We start from the raw sequence: 17,318 nt of genomic DNA on the forward strand, positions 1-17,318 counted from the left end.
TTGGGCTACGTCTACCTGGTACTGGCGATCGCCGCGGAGGTCCTGGGCACCAGCCTGCTGAAGTCGACAGAAGGATTCAGCCGGCTCTGGCCCAGCGTCTGGTGCCTGACGGCCTACGGGGTTGCCTTCGCCCTGCTGTCGCAGGTGATCAAGAGTGTGCCGGTCGGCGTCGCGTATGCCCTGTGGTCAGGGCTCGGCACGGTGGCCATCGTGGCCATTGGCGCCGTCTTCCTCGGCGAGGAACTGAACCTCATGAAGGTCCTCGGCATCGCCCTGGTGGTCGCTGGCGTCGTCGTCCTGAACGTCGGCGGAGCGCACTGACGGGATTCCCGGTGCACCGTGTCCTAGGCTGGGGGCATGGCTCCCATTTACCCCTTTGCCGGTGACTCGCCGGACATCCACCCTTCCGTTTTCGTAGCGCCGACGGCGTCGATCATCGGCCGCGCCACGCTCGCCGAGGACGCCAGCGCGTTCTATGGCGTTTCGGTCCGCGCAGACACCGCCGCCATCACCGTGGGGACCGGCAGCAACCTGCAGGACAACGTGGTGCTGCACGCCGACCCCGGCTTCCCCTGCAGTGTCGGGGCGCGCGTCAGTGTGGGGCACAGCGCCGTCGTCCATGGCTGCACCGTCGAGGACGACTGCCTCATCGGCATGAGCGCCACCATCCTCAACGGGGCGGTGATCGGCGCCGGCTCGCTCGTGGCGGCCGGCGCTGTCGTGCTGGAAGGGACGGTAGTCCCGCCCCGCTCGCTGGTGGCCGGGGTCCCGGCCAAGGTGCGCCGCGAACTCACGGATGAGGAGTTCGACGGCGTAAAGCGCAACGCGGCGCACTACCGCGAGCTGGCCCAGACGCACCGCAAACTCCACGCCCCCGAGTAGGTCGCAGCACAGGGCGTTCCCAGCGCTGGGAACGCCCTGACGTGCCACCCAGTTGCGGGCCCGCGGGTCAGTCCAGGCTGATCGGGCCCAGTTCGTCCAGCAGGTCGCCGGGGCCGGGGTTGCCCGCCGCCGATGAACCGCCGAGGTGGTTCACCACGCCCCAGACTGCGTTCAGGCCGGTAGTCACGGCGCCCTCGGCCCAGCCGGCGGTGAAGGAGACGTCGTCGCCGGCGAGGAAGATGCCGCGCTGGGCTTCCGGCAGTTTGTCCTGCTTGAAGTGCGTGAAGAGCCGCTGCTGGTAGCGGTAGTGGCCGGGCAGGTTCGCCTTGAACGCGCCCATGAAGTTGGGGTCGGCTTCCCAGGAGACGGTGATGGGCTGGCCCACGATGTGGCTGGCGATGTCCACGCCGGGGTAGATCTGCTCGAGCGAGTGCAGCATCAGCTCCACCCGTTCGTCGGCGTCGAGCGCCAGCCACTTCAGCGCGTCGTCATTCCACGTGTAGGACAGCAGGATCACGGCGGGCTTGTCCGGGCCGTTGTCCAGCAGGTAGGTGGCGCGGTTGAGCCGGTCCGTCAGCGTCATGGACAGCACCTCCCGGCCGGTTTCCGGATCGATGTCCTTCCAGAAGGGCCGGTCCACCATCACGAACGTCTTGGAGGACTGCATGTAGTGCGAGCGCTCGATCGCCGTCCACAGCTCAGCCGGGAACAGTGCCTCCTCGGTGTGGATCCGGGTGGACAGCAGCCACGACTGGCAGGTGGTGACCACGGCCGGGTAGGAGGATTCCCTCCCCCATCGCTCACGGATCCGGAGGTTGCCGTCGGCGTCGCGGCTGATCCGCTCGACGGCGCCGCGCGGGGAACCGGAGTGCAGGGACGCCAGGGACGTCCCTTCCGGCCAGTGCACCATGCCCGACGGCGCGTGGCGCCAGAGTGCCTCGGGGAGCCTTTGCGCTCCCCCGGCGACGAGCCGGTGCTGGTCGTCGGCGTCGGTGTACACGACGCGCAGGATCTCCAGGATGGAGTTGGGGAAGTCCGTGTCCCAGCCGCCGGTGCCGAAGCCGACCTGCCCGAACGCCTCGCGGTGAGCGAAGCCCGCCTTCCGGAACGACTGGCTCCCGGCGATGAAGCCGTAGAAGGTCTCCTCGTCGAGCTCCGGAAGAAGCTCGTTCCACAGTTCCTTGATCCGGGCCGTGTCCCGAGCCCGGATGGCCTCCTGCATCTGCGTGAACTGCGCGCCGTCGTTCACTGCCGCTTTCCATGCCTCGGCCACTTCGCGGAAGAACGGCGGAAGGTCGGCAGAGGTGGCGGCGTAATGCTTCTGCCCCGCCAGCTCGATCACGGTGCTGGAGGTTGCCGGGGCCAGCGGGTTGGGGAAGTCCTGGGTCTCGAGCCCCAGCAGGTCCACATAGTGGTAGAAGGCCTTGCCCGAAACCGGGAACCGCATGCCGCCCAGGTCTGCCACCACCTCCGGTGCTGACGGGAAGCTGGCCGTGCGCAGTCGTCCGCCGAGCTGGTCGGCCTCGTAGAGCACCGGACGCAGCCCGAGCTTCATCAGTTCGTACGCCGTGACCAGCCCGGACAGCCCGGCGCCCACGACAGCGACCTCAGTTCCGTACAGTTCCGGCGGGACCGAACCCAGGCCATCCGGGTGGGACAGGTAGTGGTCGTAGCTGAACGGGAAGTCCGGGTTCAGCATGGTCACCGGGGCCTGGCCCGGCGCTCCGGCCCCGGGCAGGCCGGGCGCAGTGGTGCTCGCGCTGGACGGGTCAGATGCCGGCAGTTCAGTGGCGGTTGTCATGGAAGTTCTGTCTCCGTGGTCTCGTCTGTTGTCTTACTGGTGAAGGATTGCCGCTTCAGCGGGCGCTGGAGCTGGGGAAAAATCACGGCCGGATAGTTCACGGTATTCCTCCTGCCCCAGCGCGGCCACCCGAGAGTGCCGCCTGCCGTAGCCAAAGTAGGCGGCCAGTCCCACAAGCATCCAGATCCCGAAGGTCACCCATGTTTCGGCGCCAAGGTTGGCCATCAGGTAGGCGCACATCAGCGCGCCCAGGATCGGTGTCAGCGGGAACAGCGGAACCCGAAAGGTCCGTGCGAGCTCCGGCCGGGTGCGGCGGAGGTAGATGACGGCCACGTTCACCAGGGCGAAGGCGAACAGGGTGCCGATGCTGGTGGCGTCCGCGAGCGCCCCGAGCGGGACCAGTCCCGCGGTGAGGGCGACGACGGTTCCCACGATCAGCGTTCCGGCAACCGGTGTGCCGGTGCGGTGCGAGACGCGGCCAAAGACGCGGGGAACCAGCCCGTCGCGGGACATGGACAGGAGGATGCGGGTCTGTCCGTAGAGGACGGTCAGCACGATGCTGGCAATCGCGAGGACGGCACCGACGGCGAACACCAGCGCGATCCACGGCTGTCCGGTGATTTCCTCCAGGATCTTCACCAGTGCGGCCTCGGTGCCGTCGAACCAGCCCCACGGACGGGCGCCGATGGCGGCTACGGCAACCAGCACGTAAATGGTGGTGACGATCAGCATGGACAGCATGATGGCCCGGGGCAGGTCGCGCTTGGGGTTGCGGGCTTCCTCGCCCGCGGTGGAGGCGGCGTCGAATCCGATATAGGAGAAGAACACCCGGGAGGCGGCAGCCGAAACGCCTGCGGCGCCCATGGGCAGGAGCGGCTCGAAGTGGCCGCCGTTGAAGGCGGTGAAGGCCACGGCGCAGAAGAAGATCAGGATGCCCACCTTGATCAGAACGATCGCGGTGTTGATCCACGCACTCTCCTTGGCGCCGCGCACCAGCAGGACCATGGCCAGCACCACGATCAGCATGGCCGGGACATTGACCAGGCCGCCGTCCCCGGGTGGCTGCGACACCGCATCCGGCAGGGTCTGGCCGAAGACCGCCAGCGTTTCGTTGACGTACTGGCCGGCGCCCACTGCCACCGCCGCGACGGAAACTGCGTATTCGAGCACGAGGCACCAGCCGCAGATCCAGGCCATGCCCTCACCCATGGTGGCGTACGTGTACGAGTAGCTGGAGCCCGCAGCCGGGACGAGTCCGGCCATTTCGGCATAGGACACGGCGGAGAGCAGTGCCGCCAGGCCGGCGATGGCAAACGAGATCCAGATGGCCGGTCCGGCCAGCGGCACGGACTCGCCCAGGATCACGAGGATGCCGGTGCCGAGGGTGGCGCCCACGCTGATCATCGTCAGCTGCAGGACCCCGAAACTGCGGACCAGGCCGGTTCCGCCGTGGCCGGTCTCGGCTTCCTGGACCATCTGTCCGATCGGCTTGCGGCGGAGCAGTTGGGCCGCCAGTCCGGGGCGGCCTGCCTGCACGGGAGGCCGTTGTCCTGCTTGGGTGGGCACAGTCATCGTTGACGTCCGTTCGTGGGTAGTCGGGGCTTTCCGTGTCTCCAGCCTAGGGGTGTGAGCCGAATCTCATGGGTGTGCAAAATGACCTATAGTGTTCTGGCATGAGACGTATTGCACAACAGACAAGCATGCCCGAGGCGGTGCTTACCGGGCAGGTCAGCGTTGACCTGTCCGCCATTTCAGACAATGTCCGCGCTCTCCGGGAGCTCACGCCCGCGCCGCATTTCATGGCGGTGGTGAAGGGGAACGGCTACGGCCATGGCCTGATCGACGTGGCCCGCGCAGCCCTCGCCGCCGGCGCCGACTGGCTAGGTACCGCGCAGCTTACCGAGGCCCTGGCCCTGCGCCGGGCCGGCATCACGGCACCCGTCCTATCGTGGCTGTACCTTGCCACCGCGTCGAGCGAAACGATCCGTGAGGCGGTCAGCCACGACGTCGACATCTCGCTGGGCAGCGTCACCCAACTGGATATCGTGGCGGGTATCGCGCGTTCCCTGGGGCAGCCAGCCGCTGTCCACCTCGAGCTGGACAGCGGCCTGAGCCGTGGCGGCGCCCGTGCCGAGGACTGGCCTGGTCTGGTGGCCGCAGCACGGGAGGCGGAACTCGCCGGTCACCTTGCGGTGCGCGGCATCTGGACCCACCTGGCGTGGGCGGATGTTCCCGCCCACCCCGGGAATGCCGCCGCAGTCGATGCCTTCGAAGCGGCCGTCCGCCAGGCCCGCGAGGCTGGACTGAATCCGGAACTGCGCCACGTTTCCAGTTCGGCAAACATCCTGGACCGGCCGGAATTTGCGTTCGACATGGTGCGGGCGGGGCTGGCCATCTACGGACTCGCCCCGGCGGACCACCTTGACCCGGCCCATTACGGTCTCCGGCCCGCGCTCACAGCGACAGCACCCGTGGTGCTCGTGAAGAAAGTTCCGGCCGGCACCGGCGTGAGCTACGAGCACCAGGCCATCACCCACGAGCCGAGGTCCCTGGCGCTGATCCCGCTGGGTTACGCGGACGGCATCCCGAAGGGCATTTCCGGCCGGAGCGTTGTGCAGCTGGGCGGCAGAAGAGTTCCCGTGATCGGCAAGGTGTGCATGGACCAGTTCATGGTGGATCTGGGTCCGGAGCCTGGCGGAGTCAGCGTTGGTGATACGGCCGTCCTGTTCGGCGATCCCCGCAGCGGGGCCGCGAGCGCCGATGAATGGGGCGCCGCAATCGGAAGCCACGGCGACGAGATCATCAACAGGATCGCGCCGCGCCTGCCCAGGTCCTACAGCCTCCCGCAGGCGCACGAGTGCCCGGATTACGAGGAGCCCGGGGACGGGGCACCCGATGTCTCCGCCTGAGGCCGGGCGGCGAACCGCCCAGGCAGCCGGTGCAGCGGAGCGGCTGAGTGTGGTCACCCTGGAACAGTTCCTGGCGAAGCTGCCGCCCGAGCTCACCGTTCTGCACGACGGCGGCAACGGCGCAGGCCTGCTTCGCTGGGTTGAGCCAAGTGAGCTGGAGGACCCCACGCCGTACCTGCTCGACGGCGAGTTCCTCCTCACCGCAGGTTTGCCCTTCGTTGGCGACGCCGGTGACGCCGCACGGGTTGACGCCTACGTCGGGCGCCTGGTGAAGGCCGGGGTCGGGGCCCTGGGCTTCGGCCTGGAGCCATACTTCGACGCTGTCCCGGACACTGTGGTGGAAGCCTGCGTCCGGCATAACCTGACCCTTGTGAGGGTGCCCAGCACTGTCCCGTTTGCCGCCATCGGGCTCGAGTTCTCGCAATTGCTGGAGTCGGACAATGCGAAGGTGTTCCGCCACCTCGCGGACACGAACAGGCAGCTGATGCGCGCCGTCCTGTCCGCCCGGCCCGAACACGAACTCCTGGCCGCGCTGGTCCAGAGGGTCCCCGTCTGGGCCGTGCTGGTCGGCGCGGACGGGCGGCTGCGGGCCAGGGCGGGCTCCGGCGTTGAGGTCTCCACCCTGCAGCCCCTGCTCGAGCGGCTCCTGGCCGGCAGCGGGCCGAGGGTGGAGATGGATTCCTACGACGTTCCCGGATCTGCGCTCGTGTTCGGCCACCCGCTGCGCAGCACCCGCGACGCGAACCTTGGCGCGCTGGTGCTGGGTACTGACTCGCCGCTGACGCCCGCGCAGAACAGCGTCGTCTCCTCCGCCGTCGGACTCCTTGAGCTACTGGTCCGGCAACGGACCAGCGGGTCACTGGCACCGAGCCAGCTGGCGACGTCGCTGCTGCTGCACCCGGACAGCCTGTTTGCCGGCGGGGCCCGGCACATCAATGGACTCCGGGACCTGCTGGCCCAAAGCACTTCGGCCACGCGCTCCGGTACGTTGCGCGTTGTCCAGGGTATCCGGGCGGGGCAGGGCATCCGGGCGGGGCAGGCCGCCGGACGCGCGGCGGAGAGCCCGGTGCGGGAGCTGCTGCAGTGGCGCCGCCTGTTCGACACCAAACTCGTGGAAATGACGGACTTCGGCTTTGCTGCCATCACCCGGCTCAGGGTGGACGACGCACTGCTCGCCGAAGTCGAGAAGCTTGGGTGGCTGCTGGTCGTCGGGGACACCACCGAGCTCACGGATCTGGGCAGCGCCTACCAGCGGGTGACGGCGCTGCGGCAGCGAGTCCAGAGGACCGGCAAGAGCGCCAGGGTGGGCGAAGTGACGTGGACTGTCGCGGGACTGCTGGGCCACGAAGCGGGAACCATGCTGGCTGGCCGGCTGCTGGAGCCGCTGCTCAGCCAGGACAGCGACCGCTGCACAGCCCACCTGTCCGTGTTGCGGGCCTGGCTCGGCGAGAACGGCAACTGGGATGCCACCGCCAAGGCACTGGGCCTGCACCGCAACAGCGTCAGGCGGCAGATCAACGCGGTGGCCGAGCTGTTGGACACGGACCTGAACCAGGCTCAGGTCCGTGCCGAACTCTGGATTGCGCTGCAGTACGCGGACGAACTGCCGGCCGCGACCTGACGCTGCCTAACGCAACCTGACGCGCTGCCTAAGACGGCTTTGCGGTGCCTCGGGCTTCTTCCCAGGAGCGGTAAACATCGGGACGGCGTTCGCGCAGATAGGGCACCGCGTCCCGCGCCACGCGGGCCGCCTCCGCGCTGACCTCCGCGTACAGCAGTTCCGGGCCAGGACCGGCAGAGGCGAGCAGTTCGCCGTCGGGGCCTGCAATGACGCTTCCGCCCAGGAAGTCGCAGCCGCCCTCCTCGCCGGAGTGGTTGGCATAGGCGACGGTCAGCTGGCTTTCCAGCGCGCGGGCGCGCAGCAGCACCTGCGGAACAGACTCGAAGCCGTGGGCCAGCGCCGTGGGAACCAGGAGCAGCTCGGCGCCCGCCGCGGCCGCCGCGCGCGCGGTCTCGGGGAACTCCACGTCGTAGCAGATGGCCAGCGAGGTCCTGATGCCCCCCAGATCGACGACGGCGGGGGCTGCTTCCGCGGGGCTGAACGCCTTGCGCTCCTCCGGGCCGAAAAGGTGGACCTTGGCGTAGCTGAGCAGTTCGTTTCCCCGGCCGTCCAGGACCGTGGCGGTGATCTGCCACTGCCCGTCGTCCGTGACCGCGGGCAGGCTGTAGACCAGCGCGATCCGGTGGCGGGCGGCGATGCTGGCGAGAGCCTGCCGGATGCCGGGCAAGACGCCGGGGTCCAGCTCCGCCCGGACGCGCAGCGGGGCGTAGCCCACCGGGAAAAGCTCGGGTGTCAGGAGCACCGCGGCCCCCGCTTCCGAGGCCTTGCGCGCGGCCTGCTCGATGGCTCCGCAGTTCCGGTCGATGTCCAAAACACTGGAGTTCGCTTGCATCAGCGCCAGCTTCACCGTGATCACCTCGAGTCTTCGTGGACGCCCCGCCCAGCACCGGGCGTCGTTTCCTTCAGCGTATCCGTGGGCGGCGGCCGCCGGCCGGTCCATTTGCACCGTCCCGAACTGCCCGCGGGGCGGTTTGCCCGCTGCCCGCGTGCTTCCGCATGCTGGTCCACTTCGCAGGGCATTGCGTTAACTTCTTGACTACAAGGCCGACGATGGTGCAATGTTCATTTCATGCCCTCACCATCGCGCTCAACGAGGAGCCGAACCAAAAACCCCGGGTCGCAATCCGCGCTCAGGCACTTGAACCAGCAACGGATCATCGAATGCCTGCTCAACGGTCCTTCGACCCAGGCGGAACTGGCACGGCAGACGGGACTGTCCACCGCGACAGTGTCCAACATCGTCAAAATCATGCAGGATTCGGGCCTGGCCTCCACCGAGCCGACCACCAGTTCAGGCCGGCGCGCGCTCAACGTCCGGCTCAACAGCAACGGTGCCGTGGCGGTGGGCATCGACTTCGGCCGGCGGCACCTGCGCGTGGTACTTGCCTCGCTCAGCTACCACATCATCGCCGAGGAATCGGTACTCCTGCCCCTCGGACACCAGGCCGAGCAGGGCATCCAGGCCGCCGTCGCCCTGCTCGACAAACTGCTGGCGGACAGCGGAGTGGAGCGCAGCGCGGTGGTGGGTGCCGGCGTCGGAATCCCCGGCCCCATCGACCGCCGGACCAGCACCGTCGCGCAGGGGGCGATCCTGCCCGAGTGGGTGGGCATCGACATCCAGGACCGCCTCGAAGAGGCGTTCCTTTTCCCCATATTCATAGACAATGACTCGAATCTGGGGGCCCTGTCCGAGGTCACCTGGGGACCGCACAGCGGCATCAGCAATTTACTGTTCATGAAGATCGGTTCCGGCATTGGCGCGGGCCTGATCCTCAATGGCAACCCGTACTACGGCAACGTCGGGATCACCGGCGAAATCGGACATGCGACCATCCACGAACACGGACTGATTTGCCGCTGCGGCAACAGGGGGTGCCTGGAGACCATCGCGTCCACCACCACCATGATCGAGCTCCTGAGCCGGGGCGAGGAGCGCCCGCTCACGCCCGAGGACATCGTCCGGAAGGCGCTGTCGAGGGATGCCGCCACCCTGCGCGTGGTGGACGACGCCGGCCTTGCCGTGGGCAGGGCGCTCGGGAACGTGGCAAACCTGATCAACCCCGAAGTGATCGTGGTGGGCGGTCCCCTGGCGGGGCTGGGCGACATCCTGCTGGACCCCATCCGGCGCGGTCTGGTGCGGCACGCCGTGCCGGTCATCGGCGAAACCACCACCCTGACCATGTCGTCCCTAAATGACCGCGCGGAGGCGCTGGGCGCGGCATCGCTGGTCTTCCAGCACGCCGGAATCAGGCGAACGTAGCGTTTCGTTATCCCGCCGTTGCGTTAAATACTTGACGACAAGGGCATGCTCCATCTACTTTTTTCATCAGACGGCCCTGCGGATTGCAGGGAAGACAACGAAGTCAATGCATTGGAGGCGTAAGGGCAAATGACGTCCCTCAACACGCAAAGCGAGCCGGTTCTTCTGGAGATGCGCTCCATCACCAAGGAATTTCCCGGCGTTAAAGCCTTGTCTGATGTGAGCCTTCGGGTGAAGGCCGGGGAAATCCACGCGATCTGCGGGGAGAACGGTGCCGGAAAGTCCACCCTCATGAAGGTGCTCTCCGGCGTGTACCCCTACGGCAGCTACACGGGCGACATCGTGTACCAAAACGAGGTCCAGCAGTTCAAGGACATCCGGGCCAGCGAGCACGCCGGCATTGTGATCATCCACCAGGAGCTCGCCCTGATCCCGGAGCTCTCCATTACGGAGAACATCTTCCTGGGCAACGAGCCGGTCAAGCGCGGCGTGATCGACTGGGCCGAGGCCCGTACCCGGACCCGCGAGCTGCTCGCGCGGGTGGGTTTGCGGGAGGACCCGGATACTCCGGTCAAGGAAATCGGCGTCGGCAAGCAGCAGCTGGTGGAGATCGCCAAGGCGCTTAACAAGTCCGTGAAGCTTCTCATCCTCGACGAGCCCACCGCGGCGCTGAACGAATCCGATTCCCAGCACCTGCTGGACCTGATCCTGGGCCTGAAAGGCCGCGGCATCACCTCCATCATCATTTCCCACAAGCTCAACGAGATCGAACAGATCGCGGATTCCATCACCATCATCCGCGACGGCAAGTCCATCGAGACGCTCAATGTGAAGGCCGACGGCGTCGACGAGGACCGGATCATCAAGGGCATGGTGGGCCGGACGCTGGAATCCCGGTTCCCGGACCACGAGCCCAAGATCGGCGAGGTTCTGTTCGAGGTCAAGAACTGGACCGTCGGGCACCCGCAGGTCCAGGACCGCATGGTCTGCAAAGGCTCCAACTTCTTCGTCCGCCGGGGCGAAATCGTTGGCTTCGCCGGCCTCATGGGCGCCGGCCGCACGGAACTGGCACGGTCGGTGTTCGGCCGCTCCTATGGCCGCTTCATCAGCGGCCATATCTACAAGAACGGCAAGGAACTTCACCTCAAGAGCGTTAAACAGGCCATTGATGCCGGCCTCGGTTACGTCACCGAGGACCGGAAGTCCCTTGGCCTGAACCTCCTGGATGACATCAAAACCACCACCGTCTCGGCCGCGCTGCACAAGATCAGCAAGCACTTCGTTGTGGACACCAACAAGGAATTCACCGTGGCCGAGCAGTACCGCAAATCCCTGCGCACCAAGACGCCGTCCGTGGAGGAGGGTGTGGCCAAGCTCTCCGGCGGGAACCAGCAGAAGGTGGTTCTGGCCAAGTGGATGTTCACCGATCCGGACCTGCTGATCCTGGACGAGCCCACCCGCGGCATTGATGTTGGCGCCAAATACGAGATTTACGGGATCATCCAGCAGCTGGCCAACCAGGGCAAGGGCGTCATCGTGATCTCCTCCGAGCTCCCCGAACTGCTGGGCCTCTCCGACCGCATCTACACCATCTTCGAAGGGTCCATCACCGGCGTCCTAGATAAGGACGACGCCAGCCAGGAGAGCCTGATGAAGCTCATGACCTCCGCCAGAAAAACCGCCGACCCTCTGGAATCCTCCAGAACCTTCCAGAACAAGGACTGACAAATGAACGCGCTCAAGAAGCTCTTTGGCGGCAACACCCGCCAATTCGGCATGATCTTCGCCTTGGTGGCACTGATCGTCTTCTTCCAATTCGCCACCGCGGGCCGCACGCTGACTCCGGGCAACGTGATCAACCTCTTCAACGGCAACTCGTACATCCTGATCCTCGCCATCGGCATGGTGCTGGTGATCATCGCCGGCCACATCGACCTGTCGGTGGGCTCCGTGGCGGCATTTGTCGGCGTCACAGTGGCCCTGGCCATCAGGGACTGGGGCATCCCCTGGTACCTGGGCATTCTGCTGGGCCTCGCCCTCGGTGCCCTGATCGGCGCCTGGCAGGGGTTCTGGACGGCCTATGTGGGGATTCCAGCCTTCATCGTGACGCTGGCCGGCATGCTGCTGTTCCGCGGCTTCAACCAGTTCGTGGGCAAGTCCAACACCATCCCGGTCCCCGACGACTTCCAGTACATCGGTTCGGGATACCTTCCCGAGGTTGGCCCGAACACGGGCTTCAACAACCTCACCCTGCTGCTCGGCCTGCTGGGCGTCGCGTTCGTGATCTTCAGTGAAATCCGCGCCCGCCGCACCTCCAAGGCGCTCGGCGCCGAGGTCCCCGAGGGCTGGGTCGTCGTCACCAAGCTCGTGCTGGTCTGCGGCGCCATCCTGTACGCCACGTACCTGTTCGCCACGGGCCGGCCGGGAACCTCGTTCCCGATCCCCGGGCTCATCCTTGCCGTCCTGGTTTTGATCTACGGCTTCATCTCCGCCAAGACCGTCGTCGGCCGCCACGTCTACGCAGTGGGCGGCAACCGCCACGCAGCCGAGCTCTCCGGCGTCCAGTCCAAGAAGGTCAACTTCCTGGTGATGATGAACATGTCCATCCTGGCCGGCCTCGCCGGCATGATCTTCGTGGGCCGTTCCACGGCCTCCGGACCCTTCGACGGCGTCGGCTGGGAACTCGATGCCATCGCCGCTGTGTTCATCGGCGGCGCAGCCGTCACCGGCGGCGTGGGTACGGTGATCGGCTCGATCGTCGGTGGCCTGGTCATGGCCGTGCTGAACAACGGGCTGCAGCTCCTGGGTGTCGGCGCCGACCTGACCCAGATCATCAAGGGCCTGGTCCTGCTGGTCGCCGTCGCCTTCGACGTCTACAACAAGAGCCAGGGCAAGCGGTCCATCATCGGCATGCTGACCCAGAGCTTCAACCGCCCCAGCGGCGGCACCGCGCTCCAGCCGGACGAAGTGACCTCCACCAAGGAAACCATCTCCCGGGAAGCCTGAGCACCACCCGCTCCCCGGATCATTTCCCACCCCTATAGAAAGTGAACCGAGCACATGCGAATGATTGGTAAGGCAGGAAAGGCGGCAGCAATCGCTGCCATTGCGGCACTGGCGCTGACAGCCTGCGGCCGTTCCGACACCGGCACAACGAGCGGCGCAAGCTCCGGCGGTGAGGCGTTCCCGAAGGACTCCGCCATCGGCGTCGCGCTTCCCCAGAAGACCAGCGAGAACTGGGTCCTTGCCGAGAAGCTGTTCAACGACGGGCTCAGCCAGGCCGGGTTCAAGCCGGACGTCCAGTTCGCCAACGGCGGCGTCTCGGAGCAGCAGAACCAGATCAGCGCCATGATCACCAAGGGAGACAAGGTCATCGTCGTCGGCGCGATCGACGGCGCGCAGCTCGGCACCCAGCTGAAGCAGGCCAAGGACGCCGGCGCCACCATCATCGCCTATGACCGCCTGCTGCTGAACACACCGAACGTGGACTACTACGTGGCCTACGACAACTTCAAGGTGGGCGAGCTGCAGGGCAAGGCGCTGCTGGAAGGCATGCAGGCCAAGAAGCCGCAGGGCCCGTACAACGTCGAGCTCTTCGCCGGTTCCCCGGACGACGCCAACGCCAAGGTCTTCTTCGACGGCGCCATGAGCGTGCTGCAGCCGAAGATCGACGACGGTACCCTCAAGGTGCTCTCCGGGCAGAAGTCCTTCGAGCAGGCTGTGACCCAGGGATGGAAGGCAGAGAACGCCCAGAAGCGCATGGATACCCTGCTCGCAGGCACCTACACCAGCGCCGCGATAGATGGTGTCCTCTCCCCCAACGACACCCTGGCCCGCGCCATCCTGACGTCGGCGAAGGGTGCCGGCAAGCCGCTTCCGGTGGTTACCGGTCAGGACTCCGAGGTTGAATCGGTCAAGTCCATCATGGCCGGCGAGCAGTACTCCACCATCAACAAGGACACCCGCAAGCTCGTTGAACATGCAATCGTCATGGTCAAGGACATCCAGGCCGGCAAGACGCCGGAGATCAACGATGACAAGTCCTACAACAACAAGGTCAAGACCGTTCCGGCCTACCTGCTGGAGCCGGTCATCGTGACCAAGGCAAACGTCAAGACCGCCTACGAAGGCGATCCGGTACTGGGACCGATCACCAAGTAACACCGCAGACGCTGTCGCAACAGAGCCCCGGCTCCCCCGCACGTGACCAGTTCACAAGGGAGGGCCGGGGCTCTTTGCATGCCACCGACCCTCTCTCACTCCCTGCAACACCTGACCCGACCCCCTCTCACTCCCTGCAACACCTGACCCGACCCTCGCTCACTCCCTGCAACACCTGACCCGACCCCCTCTCACGTCCTGCGCTCCTAGCTAGCTTCACAGGGAAAACATAGGTTCGCCCCGTTCCCTGCACAGCAGCGGGGACCAGTGTGGGATCCGAAGCCGGCCAATCCCCCGGCATGTGATCCCAAGGAGTGCAGTGAGCGTCCTCGCCCGAAGTGTAGGCAATGCGTTTAGAAACAAGGTCCGAACCGCCGCGGTTGTGGCCGTGCTGGCGGTCGCCATCGGTCTGGCCCTTGCCATGCTGGTGGCCAACCAGGCCGTCGGGGCCAAAGTCCATGAGCTGAACGCGTCGGTGGGGACGGTGCTGACCGTGAACCCGGCCGGCGGCCAGGGCTTTGAAGGCGGCGGGGAGCCGCTCACCGCCGAACAGGCCGCGACGGCGGCCGGCGTCCCGAACGTGACCGCCGTCGTCGGAACCAAGGCGCTGCGGCTCCGCAACGCGACCGAAGCTGCCGCGCAGGCGGCGGCCGGCACCCAGGCCGGTCCGGGCAGGCAGGGCGGCCTGGGCGGCCAGACCACCACCACGCTGACCACCAGCCTCACCGCGGCCGTCGATGCCGGAACGCTCGGCGCGCGCAACCAGGCCAGCTCCGGAACTACGGGAACCACTGGGACCACCGGAACCGCCCAGCCTGCACGGTCCCTTCCCATCACCGCCACCGGCACCGGCGCAGGGGTGGACAGCACCGGCAAGGCACTCGAACTGACCTCAGGCATCGGGCTCGGGGACTATACGGCCGAGTCCACCAAGGCGCTGCTGGGCACCACCCTCGCCGAAAAGAACAACCTCAAGGTCGGCTCCACCTTCACCATCAACAGCAAAACCTTCACCGTCGCCGGCCTGTTCGACGCAGGCACCGCGTTCGGCAACAACGCCCTCTACGTCACGCTCCCCACGGCCCAGACCCTGGCCGAGCTGCCCGGCGAGCTGTCCACGATGATCGTCACGGTGGACAGCATGGAGCACGTCGACGCAGCCAAGACGGCACTGCAGAGCGCGCTCGGCACCAACAAGGCCGACGTCACGCAGGGCCAGCGCAACCTCGAAACCGCCGTCACATCCCTGGACAGCGTCAAGAACATCTCCATGGTGGCGTTCATCGCAGCACTCGGCACGGCCGGGCTGATCATCCTCCTGATCATGGTCATGCTGGTCCGCGAGCGCCGCCGTGAAATCGGCGTGCTCAAGGCCATCGGCGCGCCGAACCGCACCATCGGACTGCAGTTCGTGCTCGAGGCCCTGGTCCTGGTGGCCCTCGGCAGCGTTGTGGGCACCATCATCGCCTCGTTCGCCAGCGGCAACATCGCCTCCGCACTGGTCAGCTCCAGCACCAGCACGACGGCGGCCCCCACCGGCCAGCGCATCGGCGGTTTCGCCGGCGGCTTCCGCGGCGGCCAGGGCGGACCGTTCGGCGGCGCGTCCCAACTGCTCACCTCCGTCACCGCCAGCGTGTCGCCGGGCATCCTTGCCGCCGGCATCGCGGCAGTGTTCGGCGTCGCCATCATCGGCGCGCTGGTTCCGGCCCTGCTCACCGCCCGCATCCGCCCCATCGAAGTCCTCCGAGGAGAATAGCCATGATTGAAGTCAAGGATCTCGTCCGCACGTTCAAGTCCGGCGACCGCACCATCAAGCCGGTGAACGGCGTCAGCTTCGAGCTGGAGCAGGGCACGCTGGCGTCCATCGTGGGCAAGAGCGGCAGCGGCAAAAGCACGCTGCTTTCCCTGCTGGGTGCGCTGGACAAGCCCACCAGCGGAGACGTCGTCGTCAACGGCGTGAGTCTGGCGGGCATGCCCGACGGCAAGCTGACGGAGTACCGGCGCCGCGACATTGGCTTCGTGTTCCAGCAGTTCAACTTGGTGCCCAACCTCTCCGCTCTGGACAACGTCATGCTGCCCATGGAGTTCGCCGGAATGCGGAAGTCCGCCCGGGCCGAGCGGGCACGGGCACTGCTGGAACAGGTGCAGCTCGATCCGGACAAGCACGTCCGGCGCATCAACCGGTTGTCCGGCGGCGAGCAGCAGCGTGTGGCCATCGCCAGGGCCCTCGCCAACGAACCCAAGCTAATCCTCGCCGACGAGCCCACGGGCAACCTGGATGAGCAGACCGGCGAGCACATCATCGAGCTGCTCAGCTCCCTCAGCCGCGACCACAACACCACCATCCTCGTTGTGACGCACGACCGCACGCTTGCCAACAAGACGGACCGCAGGTTCCGGCTGCAGCAGGGCAGGCTCACGGAGGAACCCGTCCGCGGCCGGGCTGCCGAGCCGGCGGCAGTCGGGGCAGCCACGGCAGTATAGTTTGCGCGGCAGCGTCGTAGTTGGCGCGACAGGTGGGGGCGGCCCGGAAAACCCTCCCTCACCTTTCGCACGTTTTAAACCAACGCTCCCGCACCCGGGTGAGAGGATGGCGTCATGACGTCACCGATCGCCAAGCCGTGGCTCTTCAGCCAGTCCAACCAGGATCCGCTCGCCGCCACGGGCCGCCAACTGCGGTGGGGTGTCATCGCCACCGGCCGGATCGCGTCCCTGGTATCGCGGGATCTGGCGCTGCTGGAAGACGCAGCACTGTATGCAGTCAGCTCCCGCGCCCAGCACACCGCAGACGCATTTGCCGCCGAGTTCGGCTTTGCTGTGGCGTACGGGGACGACGGCGGACAGCACGGCTATGAGCGCCTCCTCGCCGACGACTCGGTGGACGTGGTGTACGTGGCCACACCGCACGCGCAGCACCACCGGGTGGTGCGGGCGGCCCTTCGCGCGGGCAAGCATGTGCTCTGCGAAAAGGCGTTCACCATCAATGCCCGCGAGGCTGCCGAGCTGATCGAGCTGGCCCGCGAAAAGAAGCTGTTCCTGATGGAAGCCGTGTGGAGCCGCTTCCTGCCCAGCATGCAGAGGGCTTTCGACATCGCGCATTCGGGCGAACTCGGAACTGTCCAGTGGGTGACTGCGGACCTTGGCTTTCCGGCACCCTACTCCCCCACCGCCAGGCTCTGGGCTGTGCAGGACGGCGGCGGCGCGCTTCTCGACATCACCGTCTACCCGCTGCTGTGGGCCCTCGGTACCTTGGGTTTCCCGCAGACAGTCAGTGCCATGGGCACCTTGAACGACGACGGCGTAGACGCCCAGAATGCGCTCACCCTGGGCTACCACCATGGCGCACAGGCGCAGCTCACCTCATCCCTGCTCGCCCACGGCCCCCGCACCGCGACGGTTGCCGGAAGCCTGGGATACCTGCAGACACTCGGGTCGATCAACAACCCCAAGAAGCTGGTGGTGGGGATCGGACAGGAGACACCGCGGATAGAACTCTTCGAGGTGGCGGGGCGGGGCTATACCTACGAGCTTCGTGAGGTCACTCGATGCGTCCAGCAGGGCCTCACCGAAAGCCCGGTGATGCCCCTTGAGGACTCACTCAATACGATGCGGCTGTTCGATGGCGTGCGCGCCCAGCTCGGTGTCGCGTACCCCAACGACGCCCACTGAGCCTCTGCGTCCTTC

Annotated in this window: 14 protein-coding genes; 11 read left to right on the forward strand and 3 right to left on the reverse strand. The window is 66.6% G+C overall.

What is annotated here, in order from left to right:
* Positions 1-321, forward strand: a complete 321-nt coding sequence (locus AC1DFE_RS05495; RefSeq protein WP_476904892.1) for an SMR family transporter — start codon at positions 1-3, stop codon at positions 319-321.
* A 36-nt stretch (positions 322-357) separates the two neighbouring features.
* Positions 358-882: a gamma carbonic anhydrase family protein gene (locus AC1DFE_RS05500; RefSeq protein WP_476904893.1), complete on the forward strand. Its 525-nt coding sequence runs from the start codon at positions 358-360 to the stop codon at positions 880-882.
* A 67-nt stretch (positions 883-949) separates the two neighbouring features.
* Here the strand turns inward: AC1DFE_RS05500 and AC1DFE_RS05505 are convergent, their stop codons facing one another.
* Together AC1DFE_RS05505 and AC1DFE_RS05510 are read right to left on the reverse strand one after the other, a co-directional pair.
* Positions 950-2,683 (reverse strand): flavin monoamine oxidase family protein, encoded by a 1,734-nt coding sequence (locus tag AC1DFE_RS05505; protein ID WP_476904894.1) that lies wholly within the window; start codon positions 2,681-2,683, stop codon positions 950-952.
* Between the two features lie 33 nt (positions 2,684-2,716).
* On the reverse strand, positions 2,717-4,255 hold the full coding sequence (locus AC1DFE_RS05510) for an amino acid permease (protein WP_476904895.1): 1,539 nt from the start codon (positions 4,253-4,255) through the stop codon (positions 2,717-2,719).
* A 101-nt stretch (positions 4,256-4,356) separates the two neighbouring features.
* Here AC1DFE_RS05510 and alr point away from each other — a divergent pair, with 101 nt between their 5' ends.
* Entirely contained in the window at positions 4,357-5,592 is a 1,236-nt protein-coding gene (alr, locus tag AC1DFE_RS05515; RefSeq protein ID WP_476904896.1) for an alanine racemase, read from the forward strand.
* Positions 5,579-7,213, forward strand: coding sequence for a PucR family transcriptional regulator (locus tag AC1DFE_RS05520; RefSeq protein WP_476904897.1), 1,635 nt, complete (start codon positions 5,579-5,581; stop codon positions 7,211-7,213). The genes alr and AC1DFE_RS05520 overlap by 14 nt, the downstream gene beginning before the upstream one ends.
* A gap of 28 nt (positions 7,214-7,241) precedes the next feature.
* Here AC1DFE_RS05520 and AC1DFE_RS05525 read toward each other — a convergent pair whose 3' ends face one another.
* On the reverse strand, positions 7,242-8,045 hold the full coding sequence (locus AC1DFE_RS05525; RefSeq protein WP_476904898.1) for a nitrilase-related carbon-nitrogen hydrolase: 804 nt from the start codon (positions 8,043-8,045) through the stop codon (positions 7,242-7,244).
* Between the two features lie 237 nt (positions 8,046-8,282).
* On the opposite strand from AC1DFE_RS05525, the gene AC1DFE_RS05530 reads away from it, so the two are divergent.
* The 7 genes from AC1DFE_RS05530 (at position 8,283) to AC1DFE_RS05560 (ending at position 17,303) form a co-directional block, all read left to right on the forward strand.
* A complete protein-coding gene (locus AC1DFE_RS05530; RefSeq protein ID WP_476904899.1) occupies positions 8,283-9,473 on the forward strand; it encodes an ROK family transcriptional regulator in 1,191 nt (396 codons plus the stop codon).
* Positions 9,474-9,602: 129 nt separating this feature from the next.
* Positions 9,603-11,198, forward strand: coding sequence for a multiple monosaccharide ABC transporter ATP-binding protein (gene mmsA / locus AC1DFE_RS05535; RefSeq protein ID WP_476904900.1), 1,596 nt, complete (start codon positions 9,603-9,605; stop codon positions 11,196-11,198).
* Positions 11,199-11,201: 3 nt separating this feature from the next.
* A complete protein-coding gene (gene mmsB, locus AC1DFE_RS05540) occupies positions 11,202-12,479 on the forward strand; it encodes a multiple monosaccharide ABC transporter permease (RefSeq protein WP_476904901.1) in 1,278 nt (425 codons plus the stop codon).
* Between the two features lie 54 nt (positions 12,480-12,533).
* Positions 12,534-13,634, forward strand: a complete 1,101-nt coding sequence (locus AC1DFE_RS05545) for a substrate-binding domain-containing protein (RefSeq protein ID WP_476904902.1) — start codon at positions 12,534-12,536, stop codon at positions 13,632-13,634.
* A gap of 319 nt (positions 13,635-13,953) precedes the next feature.
* Positions 13,954-15,390: an ABC transporter permease gene (locus tag AC1DFE_RS05550; protein ID WP_476904903.1), complete on the forward strand. Its 1,437-nt coding sequence runs from the start codon at positions 13,954-13,956 to the stop codon at positions 15,388-15,390.
* Between the two features lie 2 nt (positions 15,391-15,392).
* A complete protein-coding gene (locus tag AC1DFE_RS05555; protein ID WP_476904904.1) occupies positions 15,393-16,118 on the forward strand; it encodes an ABC transporter ATP-binding protein in 726 nt (241 codons plus the stop codon).
* Between the two features lie 114 nt (positions 16,119-16,232).
* Positions 16,233-17,303: a Gfo/Idh/MocA family protein gene (locus tag AC1DFE_RS05560; protein ID WP_476904905.1), complete on the forward strand. Its 1,071-nt coding sequence runs from the start codon at positions 16,233-16,235 to the stop codon at positions 17,301-17,303.
* The last annotated feature ends 15 nt before the right edge of the window (positions 17,304-17,318 follow it).

Source organism: Arthrobacter sp. 05T423 (genome assembly GCF_056396245.1).